Source organism: Legionella genomosp. 1, assembly GCF_900640215.1.
Taxonomy (GTDB): domain Bacteria; phylum Pseudomonadota; class Gammaproteobacteria; order Legionellales; family Legionellaceae; genus Legionella_C; species Legionella_C quinlivanii_A.
This window is the reverse complement of record NZ_CAAAJH010000018.1, coordinates 1-20,172: the sequence shown is the minus strand read 5'-3', so window position 1 is coordinate 20,172 and position 20,172 is coordinate 1. Positions and strand designations below refer to the sequence as shown.

Genomic DNA, 20,172 nt, shown 5'->3' with positions numbered 1-20,172 from the left:
TAAGACGTTGCATTAGCTCTTAATGAGCTTAACTGCTCAAAACGAGCAGTTATTAAATCTCAAAATAACACATTACGAGCAATAGTCAATGGGTAAATGAATTAATTTATTAACCAAATACCGTGGAATGGGCATGAACATCAAAGAGAAAATCGGCCAAAGAATCATGAGTGAACGAAAGGCGAAAGGATTGACGAGAAAAGCATTGGCGGAGTTGACCAGTGACTTGAAAATTTCACGTATTAATAATTATGAAAGAGGTGACCGTACCCCTGGTCCAACAGAAATTAAATTGCTGGCTGATGCGCTAGAAGTTTCAGCCTCTTATTTGATGTGCTTAACCGATAACCGTGAAGGAAAGATGACAAAATCCCTTGGTATGGGGGCATTGATTCCTGTCTTGGATTACAAACAAGCAATTGATCCAGCTGCTTTCATCCAGAAAATTAAAGAGGATGTTGATACCAAAGTTGAGTTTATTCCTGTTAGTACAGCTGTCAGTGATAGCATTGGAAAAAATGCTTTTGCACTGCAGATTAAAGATGAAAGCATGATGCCCGAGTTTCGGATTAATGATGTCATCATCGTAGATCCTGATACAAGCCCCAAACCTAGCGATTTTGTAGTAGCTTTGATTGAGGGAGATCAGGAAGTCATTGTTCGCAAGTATAAGCAATTATCGGCCTCTAAAGAGACTCAGCAGTTTGAGTTAATCGCACTTAATGAGGATTGGGCTGACATTCGTGTTGGTTCCAGTGAGATGCAAGCCCAGATTATTGGATGCGGTTTTAGTCTGGTTAGAGGATTAAAAAGCTAAATACTTAGTAATGTTCCACCGCAATCCCGATAGTCATTGCCATGACATGTTAAGAGTATAATTTGATGTTTTTTAGATGCACGGTGCAGAATTTGTTTCATTTTCTCGCGTCTGAGATCATCAGAATTAACTAATGCGTCATCGAGAATTACTGGAACAGATGCCCCTTTTTCGGCCAGTAAGTCTGCATAGGCTAAGCGTAGCAAAATGGCAAGCTGCTCGCGAGTACCTATACTTAAGTTTTCAAATGGTTCTCTAACACCATCCCGCAATATATGTTGAAGTGAAAACTCTTCATCGATCACTGGCTCTGAATTAGGGAATAAAATTTTTAAATAGGGTGTCATTGCCTCTGTTAAAGGTTTAACCAGCATTTCTTTGGCGGATTGAATGTTCTCTTTTATCAGTTGGCACAACAAATTCAAGGAACCAACGTGCATATATAGTCGCTCGACGTCTTTGCCAATATCCTTTAACTCCTGTTCGGCTTGTTCTTTTTCTTCAGCAAGCCCACGATGCCCACTGGTTTGAAGCTCAATAGATAAATCTCTAACTTGCTGCTTTAATTCAGCAATTCTGCTTTTAGTAGAATCTAAAACGCCCTGGCGTCGCTCGACGTCAGAGACAGCACCTTCATGATCGAGGTCCTTTAAGGTATTTTCAAAAGATTCCAGTTTGTTCTTTAGTTGTTGCTTTTCTTCAGCGATAGCCTGTTCTCTGTTTTTTAGTTCTTCATCTGTATGGTCTTTTCGAGCTGTATCCAGCTGATTATTCATTGCTGTTAAACTTTCTTTTATTGATGATATGGAAGATTTTGCGTGTTTAAGACTAGCTTCTTTTTTGACAAACTGGTCATGTGCATGACGTTCATTATCACTGCACTTAGTTAGTTCGTTTGAAGATAATCTTTCTTGATCTTCTGCTTTTTCCATTGAAACTGTCTCTGTTTCGCCCAGTAGGTTTCTTAACCTGGTTTCCTCTATTTGGTTCTCAGTTAGTTCTTGCCTCAACGATTCAATGCTGTCTGGGGCAATTATTTCTACTTGCTTTTTTAATGACATGATTTCATTCGAAAGAGAGCTTTTATTATCTACGAGTTTCTCTGCTTCAGATACTGAAGTAATATTATATTGTTCGAATGCTGCAGTAAGTTGTTCTTTAGCTACTTCTAATTTTGTCTGTAGGGTAGTTAGTTCTTCGCCACCAGGTATAATGCTAATTTGACTGTTACCAAAATTTAATGTTGATTTGTCAGTAATAAATAATTCGCCAGTACCTGCAATAGGCTCATTGTTTATTTTTACAGCGTCCTCATGAATTGAATATTCAATTCTAGTTGCTGTGGTTGAAAATTGCATTTGTAAGGAATTAACTTGTTCGCATATCATTTTGAGATTTTTTAAGGCGGTAGCATCAAGTACTATCTGTGATAAGAGTTTCTGTTTCTTTGTGATGTCAGTATTGAGCAATTCCACTTTTTGAAGCTGTTCATAAATTCGTTTTATGTGGCTTTGAACTCCCACTAATTTTTGATAATCCATTGCTTTTTTTATGGCTATATGACTTTGCTCATGATTTTTTCTAGCTATAGTTAAAGCTATTTTGGCAGTTTCTAAGTTCTCTTTGAGTTGACTAGTTTCTGTTTCTAAGTCTTCGATTTGTGAAAGTAGGGTTTCATGATTTTCAGTATCTTTATGAAGATTATCAATTAGTTTATTTCGTTCAACCCAGGCCGTTTCAGCGTTTTGATGCTTAAGTTCAGCGAGTTTTAGATCTTGCTTGCATTGTTCATATTGTTGATTAACCTCTTGCACATATTTTAATTGTTTTCGCGCTTTTTCAAGTTGTTCCGTGTCATTTTCCTCGGTCCTATTTTCAATTAAAGAAGTCAGTTCTTGTTGATAATCTGATAGTTGATCAACTTTTTGCTGGTAGTTATTTAATTCACTTATCAGGTTTTTCAGTCTCTGTTCAGCATCGGCTTGGGCTTCTAGTTTTTCTTTATATTGGCCTCTGGGTTTTCCACCTTTTTCTGTTTGAAATTCATTGAGTTCGTCACAGAATTTATTTAAGAGGCTTTCACCTTTCCCCTGACTCAACATATCAGTTAATTCATGACTGAGTACATTTTGTATGGTTTGACTGGCCTTGGTGTTATTTGATATGCAGACTTGGTGCCAGGCGCTACCTTGCTCAACCCATAATACCCCATAAATCCCTTGTTGCTCTGACTTGGCAAGCCCTCGTTCTACGCTTTCGAATTTCAATAATTCAGCGAGGTGTATTTCAGCCTCAGATCCAGACCATTGAACACCTTTTTCATTGGTCAATAAGGCTCGTCCATCTTTTTTCTTAGAAAATATCTTTTCAAGAGTATAACTGTTACCAACTAGTTCAAACTCAATCTTAACTTCAGGGCTACCCCCTTTGTAACCGGCAAAGTCATCGGCACCCATGCCGTTAAATCTATCGAATAATATGGCTCTCAATGCACGTAAAAGGGTGGATTTTCCAGCCTCATTATCGCCATAAATAACATTTATACCGGAAGAAAGTCCTGTTAGTTCAAAAGGCTTTTCATACTGTTGAAAATTTTCAATTGCAATCGATTTTAGCAACATAATTTAACCAACCCCTTTATTTGATTGCAGCTCTTGCCAAAGCATTTGGATGGCTCTATCAGCAAAGGGATGTTGTTCATTTGATTCATTCTCTTTGATCGCTAAAAGTTTCTCCAAGGTATTACTTAAGAATCCTGCGGATTGAAAATCTTGTAAATCCTGTTCAGAAGGACTTAGCTTTAGATTTGTATCGTCTATTTCCAGCATTGCGAACTTCGCTTTCCAGCAGTCCAGCAACTGTTCTAGTTTCTGGCGATTCTCCAAAGATAAATTACCATCCAAGCTCAGTGAGATTACCTGGTTTTTAGCAGATTGAAACTTTGAAAAATCATTATTTAGTGCTTCAATATCATTTGTCGTAAATATATTAAATTGAATTTTATGCCATTGGTATTTACCGGTATCTAAGGATTCAACCTTTAGTCTTTCGTCATTTTTATTTAATGTCACTAATAAAGCTTTACCTGGCTCATTATCATGAAATCGATCTTGTTCAGGAGTTCCGGCATACCATGCTTTAGTTGATACCTTCAATTGACCATGCCAGTCACCTAAAGCGAGATAATCTAATTCTGCTTTTTCAGTTCGTTGATAAGAAATCATATTATGAATTTCAGCTGATTCAGGCAGAAACCCCTCTATCGAACCATGCGCTAGTCCCACTTTAAAAGCTGATGAAGGGGCTTGGAATGTATCATACCATTCTGTTAAATCTTTATATTCATGACGTAATTTTAATGGTGCAGGCAATATTAGAAGTTCATCATTAGCAAGTGATATTGGTTCAGGATCTAAAGCCAAAATAATATTATCTGTCTTTTCAGGTAAGTTTTTCATTCGAGTCCAAACACTTTGTGCCAATGCTGGATCATGGTTACCTGGCAATAATACCCATGGACCTTTGTATTCTTGCATAGCATTAAGTGTTTTTCTGATGGTTGTATCACTGACTTCATTTGCATCAAACACATCACCGGCAACCAAAATTGCGTCTGCTTTATGCTGATTTGCAAGGGTGGCAATAGTCTTGATGACATCGAATCTTGCCTCGCGAAGGAAAGCGGCAATATCACCCTTGATGTTGGCGAATTGTTTCCCGATTTGCCAGTCGGCAGTGTGAATAAATTTCATAAACCCAAACTCCTACTATTGTAGCGCCGAAACTTCTTTATATAGCTTAATTAAATGTTCAATTGTTAAATCCAAAATAGGCTCATACATGAATGAGTTAAGATGGATATTTGAACTTACAGTGATACTCACTTTTTCTAAAATTCGAATGGCCGGATCATTTTCTTCATAGCTTAAATATTCTTTAATGAGAGCTCCAAATTGATTTTTAGACTTACACCAATAAAGCTCATCACTTTTTATTTTACGTAGTTTTACTGTAATGTATCTTTCAGCTTGGAGACGAATGGCAATGGAGAGTAGAACCTTATCCTCTAGATTTAAGCCATCATGGCTTTCTTTGTTGCAAATTTTAACAGCCAAGGAAAAAAGCAAATCTTTTACTAAAGCACTATTACTTATATTGTGACTTGTTCCAAATAGATCATTGCATACTCTAAGATAGTTACCAACGGTTATTGATCCTGTCTCTTTTTTCCAGTGAAGCAGGCTAGTTAATGTCTGATAGTCAGAATCCTCATCTCCCTTAATATACTCAATAAGATTTCTAACAAAAGGAATCGTTGCACACAGTATGCAGTCATCTTCTGAAATTCTATGTTTCCATTTATTAACGAAATAGTTCTTTATTCCGTCCGCATTAGATAGCTCTATAGAACTCTGATTACGATTTGCCATTAAGCACCTGTCGTATGAGACAAAGTTAATAGCTAATGAACGATAAAAATCAAAGTTGTGTGTAAGGATTATCTGGTAAAAATGATCTATTTCACATAAATCTTCTAGGTATTGAAGAATCGCATGCTTGTTTTTATAATCAAAGGAGTCCGCGATGTCATCAAGAATAAAAATAGTCTTCTGTTTTGCTAATTTACGAGCTTCTACCTCAAATATAAAATTGAGAAGGTAGAGCGCTCGTTTCTCACCTTGACTAAGTGTTTTAATTTCAGATCTAGACCATTCTACTTCATCGTCACCGTCTTTAAATATAAAGCTCAATCTTGCTTTTTCTTTGCCTAGTACCGCTTGAGCGTGGTTTGGCACGGAAAGAGTAAATGGCATCTCGATAAACCGTTCGTTAAAAAGATTAATCGCTTTTTCCCATTGAGGAACTGTCTCTGCTGCAGATTTTTCAATAGAGATAATTTCTGCATCACAACTTTCAGCTAAATCACGGTAGCTTTGTGTTTGTGGAGAATTATGTACATAATGCGCCCATAAATCTCGACGGAATTGACTTTGATTTTCTGGTTTCAATTTATCTAAAAGAAATTCTACTTGGGTAGTTGGAAGATTTTCTATTAATTGCGTAAATGCTTGAGTCTGGGCGTTTTTAGCAAGAATGGCCTGTATTTTTTTAAGTTCACTATCGCCATTAATGCGCGCATTTATTTCTTCTAATTTTTTGTTAAGCCCATCTTTATCAATAGATGTGTCATCTCCTTTTAAATGAACGCGATGACCTCCTTTGAAAAAACCCTGCTCATCCAGTGTTGAAAAGGACTTATCTGCACTCGTTGGATTAAAAACTCCTTTTTCATAAATCGTTCCAGGGCTAATAAACAGCTCTTGATATCGATCATGGAAATCTTTAGCCTTGGCTAGAAAAACAGTACTCTTTAAAACGTCTAAAACTTTTGGATCAAATATTATTGAGTATTTGAAAAGACTTAAATCATCAACTGATGCGGATTCCATGATTTTTCTGATGCATTTTAAAAAATCGGTCTCTCTCCAATCATTCAAAATGGTTTTTTCAATTTCGGCATTTTTAACTTTGGATACGCCTTGAAGTGAATTAATCAGTTTATTTTTTTGATTATCTACATCAAGGAGCAATTCGTCATATTGTGCTTTACTTTTTGGGTTAACAAGTATATCAGTTATCGCAGGGCTATCAGAATTAATATCGAGTTCTGATTTCAAGACGTAAATCTCTTCCTTTTTAATCTTCTGTCCATCTGCTTCGATTGTGTAACTTGAGAGTCTATTGTAACGTTCCTCTTTGGGAGAATCACCATTGGAGATTACATCAAATGTTTTCGCAAAAGATGACTTCATTAATCCATTGGGGGCATAAATGGCATATGCTCTATTTTTATTTTGCTTTTTATTGTGGCTGAAATCAAAATTCTTCTCTAATAATTTAATACCATAGCAATTTTTTAATTCAACTTTTAGGTTTTTCATATACGGCACTTCCGATTTGAATTATTTTTCCAACAACGACTACTTTTAGATCAAGAAGTTATCCCAAATCTCTATTTGTTCAATTACGCTTTTTTATTCTGACCGATTTTGGTTATCAGATTGATAAGTCGCCCCAAAAATAGTATCCCCAAGCCACTTCTTAAATGATGGATTATCACTGAACTGTTTGAAAAGCTCGGTATGATCAGCAATCAGCTCAACCATAACCCGTCCAAGTGCGCGATCATGTTCGACGCGGGCATTATGCTTGTCTGAGTTTTTCATGGCGTTTTGATAGGCAGTATCAGCAGCAACTTTCCCTGGGATTTCTTCGGAAATCATTTTGCGGATTTTATCTTTGTCTTTCCATTCAACATTGCCAAACATGTCATTAAAGGTTCTGATGATGTTGCTGAGCTGATCCATCTCCGGTTCCGATTTTCTTCCGCCGGCAGAGGTAGGTACTGCATCGAGTTCAGCATCTTCATCCGCCAATCTGATACTGATACTTGCTTGTACTTCCGCCCGATAGCTGTCCATGTCAATTGTTTCTAGTATCCCTAATGCATGATCATCTTCTTTAGGGGTAGGTAATTTCGGTGTAAGGAAATTTAAAAAGAGGGATAGCTTTTCCCATTCAGCATTATTATAGGGAAGTATAGAGGATAAAAAACCATAAGTTCTTATGAATGCTTTTGCCTTCCCTTTGAAATCAACCTGTCCATCTTCATCGAGATCATTGGAGTAAACAGCCACGCAATGATCCAAAATAGGATCTAATCTTTCCCTATCAGCACCACTAAGGTAAAGCTCAGCAAGATGATCGATCTGTTCTGATGAATATATCTGATAGCCATCAAGATCGGATTGAAGATCATGCAATTTATTTGGATCAGTTTCTTCACTTAAAATAGTTGTCCGGTAATATTTTGAAAATGCTTGTTCAATGACATCGACATCATTGTAAAAATCGAGGACAAAAGTATCATATTTTTTAGGGTGCGCTCGATTAAGTCGAGACAGCGTTTGAACAGCCTTGATTCCAGCCAAAGGTTTGTCAACATACATGGTATGCATTAAAGGTTCATCGTATCCGGTTTGGAATTTATCAGCAACAACTAACAAGCGATAAGGGTCTTCTGCAATTTTATCGGCGATTAAATTACTGGGGAAGCCATTTAGCGAAGCTTCGGTAACCTTTTGACCGCCGTATTCATGCTCACCGGAAAATGCTACAAGGGCCTTATAGGGAAAATTCATGTACTTAAGATAATGGTTAATTGCGTGAAAATACTCGATGGCTCTTTCAATACCGCTGGTGATTACCATTGCGCGAGCTGCCCCACCTATTTTACGATGTCCCATTACTTGTGCGTGGAAATGGTCAACCATGATCTCTGTCTTTTCACGGATTGCATGGGTGTTAGACTCTACATATTTGCGCAATTTTTTCTGAGCTTTTTTGCTATCAAATAATGGTTCGTCTTCAACTGCTTTGATTAGACGATAAAAACTGGCTACCGGTGTATAATTCTTTAGCACATCTAATATAAAACCCTCTTGAATGGCTTGTTTCATGGTGTAGTTGTGAAAAGGAAGGTGTTTGACAGTGCCATCAGACTGAGGATCTGGTTCTCCAAAAATTTCCAATGTTTTATTCTTCGGCGTGGCTGTGAACGCAAAATAACTCGAATTGGTAAGCATTTTGCGACTTTCCATTAGCTCGTTGATTTTATCTTCGATACTTTCTTCTTCAACTGATTCAGATACAATTGCAGATAAGGCCATGTTCATCTTTGAAGCCGTTCGGCCACCTTGGCTTGAGTGTGCTTCATCAATTATGATGGCGAACTTATTTTGTCGATGCTCATCGCCAATTTCTGCTAGGATAAATGGGAATTTCTGTACAGTGGTAATGATAATTTGTTTGCCTTCGCTGATAAAGCGACGTAAATCACCAGAACGCTCGGCATGACCTACAATACTACCCACTTGAGCGAATGATTTAATTGTATCGCGAATTTGTTTATCCAGAATTCGTCGATCTGTAACCACTATAATCGAATCAAAAACGGCTTTTTTATCTCGTTCCAGACCGACCAATTGATGTGCCAGCCAAGCAATAGAGTTGGATTTTCCGCTGCCAGCGGAGTGCTGAATCAAATAGCGTTTTCCAGCACCATTTTCTTTAGTGTGGCTAAGCAATTTTCGAACAACGGTTAATTGATGGTACCGCGGAAAAATTTGCTTGGCTTTTTTTTTGCCTGTTTTCTCATCTTTTTCTTCGACAATTTGAGCATAGTTTTCAAGAATATCGGTCAGTCGGTAGCGGTTTAAAACTTCTTTCCATAGATAATCCGTGGCGATGCCATCAGGATTGGGTGGATTTCCTGCGCCATCATTGTAACCTTTGTTAAAGGGCAGGAACCATGAGGCTTTACCTTTTAAGTGCGTGCACATTCGTACTTCATGATCGTCCAGAGCAAAATGCACTACACAACGCCCAAACTGAAATAATAATTCTTTGGTGTCCCGATCATTTTTATATTGCTGTACGGCATCTTCAACAGTTTGTTTTGTAAGTTTGTTTTTTAGCTCAAAGGTGGCTATTGGCAAACCATTGATGAATATTGCCATGTCCAATGCCAATTGTGTACCATTATTACTATAGCGGAGTTGGCGGGTAATGCTGAATATATTCTGTTCGAAAAGCTCTTTTGCTCTGACATTATTTTCCGTCGCGCTGCCATAAAAAAAGGTAATGGTATCGGGCCCATGTTTTATACCTTTACGCAAGACATTAATAATGCCATGTTTGGCAATTTCACCTTGTAAACGATGTAAGAATTTTGTTCTTTTTGGAGTGTCACTAGAAAGGCTCAGGTTATCGGCAATCTTTAGTTGGGTTAGCTGCAAAAAAGCAGAGAGCTTGGTTAAATCTATAGCATACGATCGATCATAATCTTGAGAGTTACCTGCTTCATATCCCGATTCATTGATTAATGAGTCAATAATCGTCGCTTCAAGGCCTGCTTCACTGGTGTTGGTGAATTTCATTCTTCACTTACCTCTATGAACTGTTCTTCTGCTATGCTTTCTTCTGTAGTAATATCCATATAAGCGTCATTATGATTGAAATCAGGAAGTTGTATTGTTCGAACATCGATTTTTCCTGTTACAAGATCCGAAATAAGACGTGCTTTATACTCTATTAATAAATTTTCAAGTTGCTTTACTTCAGATTTTAATAATTTTTCTTGTTTTGTGATTTCTACAATTTCATTTTGTAGTTTTATAGATGGCACAGGTATTTTTTCTTTTAGAAGAGTTCTAATGTTGAGAGGCCTATTACGGCCAGCAGCTCCTTTTGAATGAGTATTAAGTAACAAATAACCCAATTTTGTTTGAAAAAAGGCCCATAGAAATGAGGTTTTAACTAACTTATTATGCCCTCGTAATATTGGGTATCGATGAGAAGCAATACAACCATGCTCATTTTCTGTTGCAATGGATACCGCACCTTCCCAGGCAAATTGTCCACTCAAGACTAAATCACCTTCTTCAATCCAAAAGAAGGAAGAGTCCCCTAACTCCTTTCCTTGAGTTTTCGGTTTAACAAATATTCCTCGTCCTCGATTATATAAGCCAATGGGGGTATATATTTTCGAATTCATTCGGTTTACAGGTCTCTTAATTTGCTCGACAATAAACTGCAGTCTCATTTCTTTTGTACTTGAGTCAAATATTGCTTTATTCGTAAGTATGTTTCTCCTCTCTTCTATAAGTGATGTAAGCTCTCTCTTAGCCTTAATAAAGTTATTGATTTTAGAAAGTTTCCAGTTAAGATAATTAACAATTTTGTTTTGCTCTTCGAGCGGGGGACAAATTATTGGAATGCTTAAAAATTTATCAGGATAAAGCCTTAATCTAGAAGAGCGTATTCCAGTAGAGTTGCAATAAAATTCGGTACGATATCCCTCTATTCGTAATAAAAGATCAAGATAAACTGGATTAAATTCGTGTTTATTTATTGGTCTATACACCCCATATGATGGGCTAACAATACCATCATGTTTTGCAATACCAAGCGCAGCCATCCAGGCCCACATTGTATTAATAACAAGATCTCCTGGTTGACATTTTTTTTGCCCAATATTGGTTTCAGATAAAAACATTGTGACTTTTTTTTCACTTCGTGGGGTGACACCAGTTATGTGGGAAACTGAAAGCATTTCTTCAGTACCTGATTCAGAGCGGACATCTAATTCTTTAAAAAAATATTTTGCGCGCTTTTCTTTCCAATGTTTTGGTATTTTCCCTAACCAAGCGACTTTAGCAGTTTGAGATTGAGAATAAGATTCCATTAATCATTTTCTCCGATAATTTCTTCTAATAAGCCTTCACTCTCTTGTTCACAAGAATATATATCTGCTTTTATTTCTTCTAGCGTTCTCACCGGTTCAGGTTTATAAAAATACTTGGCAAATGATATTTCGTAACCAACTTTAGTACTTGAGGGGTCTACCCATATATCCGGAGTAAATGGAATTACTTCTCGATTAATAAATGAGTTTATTCCTCCTTCTTCAAGTAGAGGAACTTGCTCAAAATCCTGCAAATCTGGGTTCGGTTCATATTCAACAATAAACTTTTTATCTTTTTGTTTTATTTCGAATAAACCATAAAGAGGATTAGCCTCAATAGAACCTCTTTTATAAGTCTTTTTAATAACTGCTTCGGCTCTCTCATTAGGGGTTGCTAAATTATGAGTTATTAATTTCTTTCTAATACTTGTCAGCTTTAATGAACTTTTCGATGCTTCCAACTCTACTTCATTAATAAAATAATTATAATTAAGACAAGGCTCCTCACCTAATTTTTTTGAAACTGCTTTTAACACATCATATAGATATGTTTCATTAGCCTCTAAGCACTTATTTTTGAAATGTAAAAGATTTTCTTTTGTTAAGTGAACAGACAAGCGAAGGGGTCGTTCTATAGTTATATCTTTATAACCGAATGCTTGATTTGAAAGTATCTTACAATTCTCTGTTTCCTTAAAATTAATAATTTGAGAACATATTTCATTGATATGTTCATCAGTTAATTCGCAATTTCTTTTTCCAAGGCTTCTCCTTAATGATTTATACCAATCTTTCGCATTAATTAGCTGGACTTTACCTTTTCGTTTTTCAGATTTTCGATTAGTTAAAACCCAGATGTAAGTAGCAATCTCTGTGTTATAAAATATATTTTCAGGCAAGGCGATTATTGTTTCGAGCCAATCATTTTCAATGATCCAACGACGGATATTGCTTTCACCTTGCCCCGAATCACCTGTAAATAATGAAGAGCCATTGTGAACATGGGCTATACGGCTGCCAAGTTTGCTGGATTCCTTCATTTTCATAAGCTTATTAACTAGGAACATCAGCTGACCGTCACTGGAACGTGTTATCATTTTATATTCTGGATCATCGGCATAGTCCATGATAAAGCGAGAGTCCTTGAGATCTTTCTTTCCTCCCATGCGCTCTAAATCTGTTTTCCAACTTTTGCCATAAGGTGGATTGGAAAGCATAAAATCAAACTGATTAGAGACAAAAGCATCGGCTGAGAGTGTAGAACCGTATCTGATGTTTTCCGCTTCTACACCTTCTCCCTTCAGTAATAGGTCTGCTTTGGCAATAGCATAGGTTTCAGGTTGTATTTCTTGTCCATATAGATGAATAGAGACTTCTTTACCTGCTTTTTGAGCTAATTCTTGCAGTCTTTCCTCTGCAACGGTTAGCATACCACCGGTGCCACAAGCTCCGTCATATACAAGATAAGTACCTGATTCAATTTCGTTCGCGATTGGTAGAAAAATCACATCGGCCATCAGTTTAACAATGTCCCGTGGGGTAAAGTGTTCACCAGCTTCTTCATTATTTTCTTCGTTAAATCGGCGAATTAACTCTTCAAAAATCGTTCCCATTCCATGGTTGTCTAGACCTTGCAGTCGTTCGCTGCCTTCAGTGTCGCATACTGATTTGGGGCTTAGGTTAATATTAGGATTTAAAAATCTCTCAATCAATGCTCCCAGAATATCCGCTTCAACTATGGTGTCAATTTGGTTTCGGAATTTAAATTTATCTAATATTTCTTGTACGTTAGGAGAAAAACCATCCAAGTAGGACTCGAAATCAGCTTTAAGTTGCTGCATTTTGGAACGATTCTTTAAGTCTCTAAGGGTAAATGGGGAGCAATTATAAAAGGCTTCGCCTGAGGCTTGGCATAGGGCAGCATCCTGATTGGCAATGCCTGCTCCATCTAGTTGTTTTTTCATGGTGAGAACAGCTTCTTTGGTGGGCTCAAGCAAGGCATCAAGGCGACGAATTACAGTCATGGGTAAAATTACGTCCCGATATTTACCACGAACATACACATCTCTTAATACATCATCAGCAATTCCCCAGATGAAATTGATTATTGTGTTATGCATACTGTAATTCATATTAAACCCTCTTGATCATTATTCTTTTCAGTTTCTTGAGCACTTCCGGTTTCAACCCAGCCATCTACTTGTGAAATTTTAAACTTCCAAAGTCGTCCAATTTTATGGGCTGGCATTCCTTTATCATTAATCCATTTATAAACAGTATCTCTTTTAACCCCGAGGTACTCGCCAATTTCATCAACCGATAACCACCTATCATTCATTGCTCTTCTCTTATGATTATTTTTGCAATATAAAAACAAGTATAGCCAATGAAAACTAGATCACATTAGGCTAAAAAGGTTTAAAACCGGTTTATGCTAACCAATTTATCTTGATTAATCAATTTACAAGCATGACTATAGGCAAAGTGTATTAATCTTGATTCATTTGATGGGTGGATCTGTTCTTTAAGATATCAAAACTATAGAACAGATCTGGTGTGACAGAAATTAAAAGCTTTAATGCCCAATCAGCATGGTGAAATAATGAAATAGGTTATGTGCCTTCGCAGCTCCTAAGAACTCTTTTCCAGCCAATACCTGACTGAGCATCAGTGGGCTGGCTTCAAGTATTTGGGCTAGTTCTTTACAGTCCAATTTGCTGTAGGAGAGAATATAATCAATCAAATACTTTTGAGTATCTTTTTTTAATTGAAACTTAACATCAATAATAGGTTCTGAAACCTCGATAAAACATTCCATGTAAACAACCTCACTTTCATATTACTACGGCATAATCCAAACCAAAAACAGTAAACCACAGCCGTGAGATCGATAAAATTAGTTTTTTTACATGGAAAAGATCAGAAGTAAAATGCAATTTTGATCTATTTTATATCAATTGTTATCGTTTCATGCCCTCTTTTATGCGACTGTTATAGCTTCCGATAAGCCTGAATCTGTTTTCTGCTCAATAACAGGTTTAATTCTTTTGGCGATCAAGTAAAGGAAAACTGCACCCAATAGTGCCCACATACCCAGCTGGTTAAACACATGCTGGTAATCGCCATTAGATAGCAATGGATTTGTAGACTCACCTTTGGTCATGGCATTGGAAAAATAATGTGATAACGATGCTGATACGCCGGATACCATCATCCAAGTGCCCATAAGCACGCCTTGTAATTGCGGTGGGGAAATTCTGCCGATCATGGCATAGCCTACTGGCCCTATGAGTAACTCCGCAATTGCTTGAGTAGTAAAATGAAGCATCACCCAGTAAACACTAATATATCCATGCTCATTGGCAGCGAAGATACCACTGGATAACAAGAAGAAGGAGCCTGCCAGTATCAGAAAGGCCCAGATAAATTGTTTGGTTACTGATACATTGTATCCTTTTGCCTGCAGTCGTGTTAGCACAATTGATAATAACGGGGCACCGATAATGATCACGATGGCATTGATATTCAAAATCCATTGGGTTGCCATTTCATATTGGAACAGGTGTCTATCAACATTGTTTTTAATGAATAGTGTTACACCCATTGGGCCTGTGAAGTAAATCATCCAGAATAGGATTGATGTTACTGTCAGGATTAGAAAAGTGATAATCTTTTGCTTATCCAAAGTCGATTTTTGTTGGTAGCCAAGGTATAAAATGACAAAAAACATAATAAGACTGAGGCCTACTACAACCCCATTACTGAACTGAGCTTTATGAAAACAAAGCAAGGCGAATGGGATAAGTAATAATATAATTCCCCATCCAATAGTTTTTTTGTAATTCAGTGAAGCTTTGCTTTTAACTTTGAGTAAGGGGGTATCACGATCATTCAGGTTTGACCAGTAACCCCACATAAGGAGAAGCGTGATTACGTTGGGAATTATGCTGGCATAGAGCAGAGTTTGATATTGGTTGGAGTAATCAAAAAAACCACTGATGATGTAGCCAGCGCAAAAGCCTACGTTCATGGCGGAATAGCTAAAGAAAAAGGCTTTATCTCTGCGGTTATCATCCGGTGCAAAGCGTTGCGTCAGTATACTATTGTATGCGGTAGTATTTAAGCCACATCCAACGAGAAACAAACTCAGTCCAAAGTAAAGCAGCGACTTAACTGAAAGTGCCAAAAGTAAAATACCAATCGTTTGTACGGCCGTGGTAATTAAAAACAATGCTCGGTTACTTAGAAATCGTCCTCCAACCACTCCGCCAAGTAAATGCAGAACATAATTAAATGCTAGAAATAATCCGACAATGCTGTTTGAAAGGGTATTGGATAATCCTAATTGTTTAGTGAGAAACAGAGATAATGAGGAATATAGAACCGCATAGGAAAAGGTTGAAAAAGCTTGTATTAAATACAGGGGCATGATTCCTTTTGGCATTTTTTCTGATAACAACATATTTTTTCCCTAAAACTATTTTGAAAGGTGACTCTACCATTAAAAATGGATAAACTTAATCCCTTCCTGCAATTATCCTGATTTTCAAGGGATGATAATTGATATTTAATTGCTGTATAGGTGTTTAGGAATGAACCAAATTACTAGAGTTTCATGGGATGAAGTCAAGCATCAAGTAAAGCAAGTCAATGAGTCGATATATAGTGTTATTGAAGAAATTAAACCTGATAAGAACATCCCTTTTTTTGTAACTCGTTATAAATTCGGTGAACATTTCGGCATTAAAAATCATGCTTATCTGCCAACCAGTAGTGGCCAAATGGAAAAGATTGACAGTAGGCACACCGATAATGAGTTATTTAATCATCTTGGCTATGGCAAAAATAGTCTACCCTTGGGCTTAATACTGGATAAATTTTGTGAGTGGCATTATTTTGGGGAAGATGAGCGTATCTTTCCAGACTGTGTTCAGGGACCTGGCGCAATTTTTAATATGCAAGTTATTTTTGATGAGGATCAGACTGTAGATAACAACGTACTATCTGTCTCTTCTGGTGCACTTTCATCATTTTTATTGCCGAATATCGGTTGTAAAAGAAAACATGCCCGAATTCAGAAATATTTTAATGTTGCTGTTCCGGCTCCCAAGTCTCCATATGAACATTACCTGGTATTCAAAGAGATATTGAAGGATAAAAATACCATCGATAACTGGTATAGCCAGATTCTTTATTTTTCCGAGCAGTTTATCAATGAAGTTAAACATAATGATAAATGGCTTAAGCTGAAACTTTATTTCTCGGAGTCGTTAAGGAAAAAGTTGACGCAAAATACTTACGATGCCTCCTGTAACGATTTATTCCTCAGTGCCAAGAGTATTAATCGTTTCAGACCTACGCCATTCATTATGGATACAGCAAAATACATTTTTAATATTTGCATGGGCTCAGGTATTGGTGTGAAGCCGGCAATTGATGAGCAATACTTTCCAGTTAAAACGATTCAGAAAATTTATAATGAATGTTATGACTTAGAATATACAGCGACAGTAATGGTGCCTTCAGCTTTGAATGGTCAGTCTGAAAGTGTTTACTATCCCTTACAGTGCCCCTTTGCCAAGATTAATACATTTAAAACCAATCAGAGCAACAGCGCTTATAGTGAACTGGAAATGCTTAAAAATGTGCTGTTGGCTTATCAGTCGGAGTTTACTGCAGATAATAGTTCCGCTTTTGGAAGTCTACTTTACCATGTAAGCAAACAAACGGAATTTTCTTTTTACCACTATAAATCCTCTAGTAATAAGAGCATTAATAGTTCTGGGGAATTAGAAGGTACAGATAACAGATTTGCTTTTTCTTATTGCAGTGACAAAACGCAATTTGCCAGCGATGCGAAGTTATTTAGAGGTTGCGTTAGATTAAGAAAACAATAAGGTATGTATATGAGAATATTAGAAACAGAACGATTATTTCTGCGCACTTTTCAAGAAGAGGATGTTGAATCATTAATTGCCATTAATCAGGATCAAAAAGTGATGCAGTTTTTCCCAGCCGTCCCCACACGAGAAGAAACCATTGCGTTCATAGATAAAATTATTTCTCATCAGGAAGAAAAAAATTTCTCTCTATATGCTGCTGAAATTAAAAATACTGGTGAGATGATAGGTTTTGTAGGTTTGTTTACAGCCACATTTGAAGCTCATTTTACTCCAGCGATTGAAATTGGGTGGCGTTTATCGTCAAAACACTGGAACCAAGGCTATGCAACTGAGGCTGCTAAAGTAGTACTTAATTATGCTTTTAAGACATTAAATTTGGATGAAGTAGTCTCGTTCACATCAGCATTAAACAAACCGTCTATTCGAGTGATGCAAAAGATTGGGTTACATACTAATTCAGAAGATGACTTTGACAATCCCAAAGTGCCGTCTGGTAGCCCGCTTATTGGGCATGTATTGTATAGATTAAAACGATCAGAGTATTTATCACTTCAGTATTAAATCATCAATAGTTAGATTGAGCAGTCTCAAGTATTTGTTGCTAATAGCCTTTTTTTCAATTGGTGGAATATATACTGTTGTTATTGAAGAAATAACTGATTGCTCAATATGACAGAGCTGAATCCACTCTATTCTCGGGGAGCAAGTGGGCAGGGAGGGTGCCTCATAAAGACAGATGGAATAATCTGCTGGGTAATAATTACTTAGATAATCTTTTAGAATTGATAGGTTGCTAGCTTTTTTCCCATCAGTTCTACCAAAGTTTGCTACCTGCCAAAGTATTAAATGGGCATGAACATCGATGCAACGTTCAAATAATACCAGCTCCGTTGCTTCAATTGAAAAACACCCCTGATCACCTGGATCAATTTCAAGATCACTAAACAAGCAGTCTTGGGCTGATATTGCCGGTAAAACAATGGCTTCGCCACCATCCTTTTTAATTTGTCTTACAGCGTTAAGTGCTGAGTCAGCAAAAACGGTAGGATGGCCGTAAAAAACAACACATAAAATTGAAACTTTCTTATATTCTTTAATGATATGGTTTGTTATTGACTGGTAAGCTTCAATACGTTTTTCACTGCTAAAGTAGATAGGATCCAACGATTCAGAATTTTTGGCTTCCCGTTGAATCCACTGCTTTAGGTTATCTTCATTGATAAGGTAGAGTACCTTATCAGCACTTTGAATAACCCGTTTAGTTTCTTCAGTCAGATGAGAAATGGATTTTATTCCCGATCCTACTACTATAAGTTTATGCATTAAGTTGTTTTATATTCACTATCTTATTGCTATCAGGCTGGTTCAGTCTTTGTATTGAAACTATTTTATTAGAATTAGCCTGCCTCTGTTTGTTTTGATTTGTGTCTAACAATAAATTTTTGTGGCTGATCAAATACTCATTTCCTACAGCATGTTCAAGTTTGTCCATTAAACTCATTTGATGTCACCTTAATATTACTTTGATAGCCATTGTACAAATAAAATTATTATAGGTATAGCCTAAAAAAATATTTGCAGTAAAGTGCTCGTTATGCTCTAATAAATGCTCGAAACGAGCATTTATGTTTTGTGAGTTACAGGAGTTGAGAAATAATGAGCAATATTCATCTAATCCCCCGATTAATTCGCTTAAGAGACGCACCGACCTACGTAGGTATGGATCGTCATCGATTTAATAACGATGTCAGGCCGAAATTGGTTGAAATACCAATGGGAACTCAGGGCATTGCATTCGACCGACTTGATTTAGACGCCTGGGTAGACGATTATATACAGTGTAGTGGTCGTCCCGCGGCAGTAAAAAGCAGGAGTTTGGAACTATGGGACGAAAAAGAACGCCAGGGCTGCAAAAGCGTGGCAGCGTCTGGTGTATTGACAAAAAGGTCTTCGGACGACGACTTTGCGAAAGCACTGGTACTGACAACCTCGAAGAGGCGGAAAAGTATCTCGCAAGGCGTCTCGAAGAAATAAGGCTGGCAACAGTCTATGGTGTTCGCCCTAAAAGAACATTCACAGAAGCCGCTACTAAATTTCTGATGGAAAATCAACACAAACGCAGTATCAGTGATGATGCTGGGCGTTTGCGAGAAGTGGTTAAGTACATTGGGGACATGCCTATTGAAGCAATTCATATTGGTAGCTTGCAATCCTTTATTGAAGGTCGAAAAAAGGATGAAGTAAGTATGAGAACTATTAATCATGGATTGAAGATTATTAGGCGCATACTAAATTTAGCGGCTAGTGAATGGATGGATGAGTTTGGTTTAACATGGTTAAACTCAGCGCCAAAGATAAAACTTTTACCTGAGCCAGATTTAAGAAAACCTTATCCATTAACTTGGGATGAACAAAACAAGCTGTTTCAGCAATTACCTGAACATCTGAAAAGCATGGCCTTGTTTGCTGTAAACACCGGATGTAGAGATCGGGAAATATGTGAGCTGCGCTGGGATTGGGAAATAAAAATTCCAGAATTATCGCATATTGTCGTTTTTATTATACCCGGCGAATTGGTTAAAAATGGTGAGGAACGACTGATTGTTTGTAATGAAACAGTCCGATCTGTGATAGAAGGGCAAAGAGGTAAACACCCGACTCACGTCTTTAGCTTTAAAGGTAGACCATTAAGTCGCATGTTATCGACGGGTTGGCAAAATGCTAGAGTCAAGGCGGGATTATCTGAAGTTAGAGTGCACGATTTAAAACATACCTTTGGCAGAAGACTAAGAGCTGCAGGGGTAAGTTTTGAAGATAGGCAAGACTTACTTGGGCATCGTTCAGGAAGGATTACAACTCACTATTCTACAGCTGAGCTACAAAGTTTATATCAAGCTGCTAATAATGTTTGTGAGAATCGAAAAAGCGGTGTGATATTAACTTTATTGCGAAACCCTAAGAGTAGACCTGCCAGTCAAAATACTCTAAGGGAAAGCCAAGTAAGTTTGTAATTACGTGACCTAGGTCACGCAAAAGTCACGCAAGGACTTTTGGATTGAAACAGGTAATCAACGTAGGTTATTGATTTTAAAGGTTTTAATTGGTGGGCCCACTAGGACTTGAACCTAGGACCAACGGATTATGAG

15 protein-coding genes are annotated in these 20,172 nt (G+C 37.2%); 4 read left to right on the top strand and 11 right to left on the bottom strand.

Translation table 11 applies throughout. The features are described from left to right. Nucleotides 1-133 precede the first annotated feature (133 nt). The gene (locus E1O89_RS13795) at nt 134-817 is read left to right on the top strand and encodes a helix-turn-helix domain-containing protein (protein ID WP_133140658.1); all 684 of its coding nucleotides are present in this window, start codon (nt 134-136) and stop codon (nt 815-817) included. Here E1O89_RS13795 and E1O89_RS13790 read toward each other — a convergent pair. The 9 genes from E1O89_RS13790 to E1O89_RS13750 all read right to left on the bottom strand — a co-directional run bounded on the left by E1O89_RS13790 (nt 814) and on the right by E1O89_RS13750 (nt 15,585). After that, the gene (locus E1O89_RS13790) at nt 814-3,438 is read right to left on the bottom strand and encodes an AAA family ATPase (protein WP_133140657.1); all 2,625 of its coding nucleotides are present in this window, start codon (nt 3,436-3,438) and stop codon (nt 814-816) included. The two genes, E1O89_RS13795 and E1O89_RS13790, sit on opposite strands and share 4 nt — an antisense overlap. 3 nt (nt 3,439-3,441) lie before the next feature. Beyond that, complete coding sequence (locus E1O89_RS13785; protein ID WP_133140656.1) at nt 3,442-4,569, bottom strand: exonuclease SbcCD subunit D; 1,128 nt, start codon at nt 4,567-4,569, stop codon at nt 3,442-3,444. Between the two features lie 15 nt (nt 4,570-4,584). Continuing rightward, nucleotides 4,585-6,759: a hypothetical protein gene (locus E1O89_RS13780; protein WP_133140655.1), complete on the bottom strand. Its 2,175-nt coding sequence runs from the start codon at nt 6,757-6,759 to the stop codon at nt 4,585-4,587. A 93-nt stretch (nt 6,760-6,852) separates the two neighbouring features. Continuing rightward, on the bottom strand, nt 6,853-9,816 hold the full coding sequence (locus E1O89_RS13775) for a type I restriction endonuclease subunit R (protein ID WP_133140654.1): 2,964 nt from the start codon (nt 9,814-9,816) through the stop codon (nt 6,853-6,855). Continuing rightward, nucleotides 9,813-11,123: a restriction endonuclease subunit S gene (locus tag E1O89_RS13770; protein ID WP_133140653.1), complete on the bottom strand. Its 1,311-nt coding sequence runs from the start codon at nt 11,121-11,123 to the stop codon at nt 9,813-9,815. The genes E1O89_RS13775 and E1O89_RS13770 overlap by 4 nt, the downstream gene beginning before the upstream one ends. Further along, nucleotides 11,123-13,255: a class I SAM-dependent DNA methyltransferase gene (locus E1O89_RS13765; protein ID WP_133140652.1), complete on the bottom strand. Its 2,133-nt coding sequence runs from the start codon at nt 13,253-13,255 to the stop codon at nt 11,123-11,125. Before E1O89_RS13765 ends, E1O89_RS13770 begins: the two co-directional genes overlap by 1 nt. Then, a complete protein-coding gene (locus tag E1O89_RS13760) occupies nt 13,252-13,461 on the bottom strand; it encodes a helix-turn-helix domain-containing protein (RefSeq protein ID WP_133140651.1) in 210 nt (69 codons plus the stop codon). Before E1O89_RS13760 ends, E1O89_RS13765 begins: the two co-directional genes overlap by 4 nt. Nucleotides 13,462-13,698: 237 nt before the next feature. Further along, nucleotides 13,699-13,941: a hypothetical protein gene (locus E1O89_RS13755; protein WP_133140650.1), complete on the bottom strand. Its 243-nt coding sequence runs from the start codon at nt 13,939-13,941 to the stop codon at nt 13,699-13,701. A gap of 162 nt (nt 13,942-14,103) precedes the next feature. After that, nucleotides 14,104-15,585: a peptide MFS transporter gene (locus E1O89_RS13750; protein ID WP_133140649.1), complete on the bottom strand. Its 1,482-nt coding sequence runs from the start codon at nt 15,583-15,585 to the stop codon at nt 14,104-14,106. 130 nt (nt 15,586-15,715) lie between these two features. Here E1O89_RS13750 and E1O89_RS13745 point away from each other — a divergent pair, with 130 nt between their 5' ends. After that, on the top strand, nt 15,716-17,020 hold the full coding sequence (locus tag E1O89_RS13745; RefSeq protein ID WP_133140648.1) for a hypothetical protein: 1,305 nt from the start codon (nt 15,716-15,718) through the stop codon (nt 17,018-17,020). A 9-nt stretch (nt 17,021-17,029) separates the two neighbouring features. Next, nucleotides 17,030-17,587 carry a GNAT family N-acetyltransferase gene (locus tag E1O89_RS13740; protein ID WP_133140647.1) on the top strand — a complete coding sequence of 186 codons (558 nt, stop codon included), beginning with the start codon at nt 17,030-17,032 and terminating at the stop codon, nt 17,585-17,587. On the opposite strand, the gene E1O89_RS13735 is transcribed toward E1O89_RS13740, so the two are convergent. Then, nucleotides 17,573-18,349 (bottom strand): SAM-dependent methyltransferase, encoded by a 777-nt coding sequence (locus E1O89_RS13735; RefSeq protein ID WP_133140646.1) that lies wholly within the window; start codon nt 18,347-18,349, stop codon nt 17,573-17,575. The genes E1O89_RS13740 and E1O89_RS13735 overlap by 15 nt on opposite strands. After that, the gene (locus E1O89_RS13730; RefSeq protein ID WP_133140645.1) at nt 18,342-18,527 is read right to left on the bottom strand and encodes a hypothetical protein; all 186 of its coding nucleotides are present in this window, start codon (nt 18,525-18,527) and stop codon (nt 18,342-18,344) included. The genes E1O89_RS13735 and E1O89_RS13730 overlap by 8 nt, the downstream gene beginning before the upstream one ends. A gap of 382 nt (nt 18,528-18,909) precedes the next feature. Between E1O89_RS13730 and E1O89_RS13720 the strand changes: the two genes are divergently transcribed. Further along, a complete protein-coding gene (locus E1O89_RS13720) occupies nt 18,910-20,037 on the top strand; it encodes a tyrosine-type recombinase/integrase (RefSeq protein WP_410054774.1) in 1,128 nt (375 codons plus the stop codon). Nucleotides 20,038-20,172: the final 135 nt, after the last annotated feature.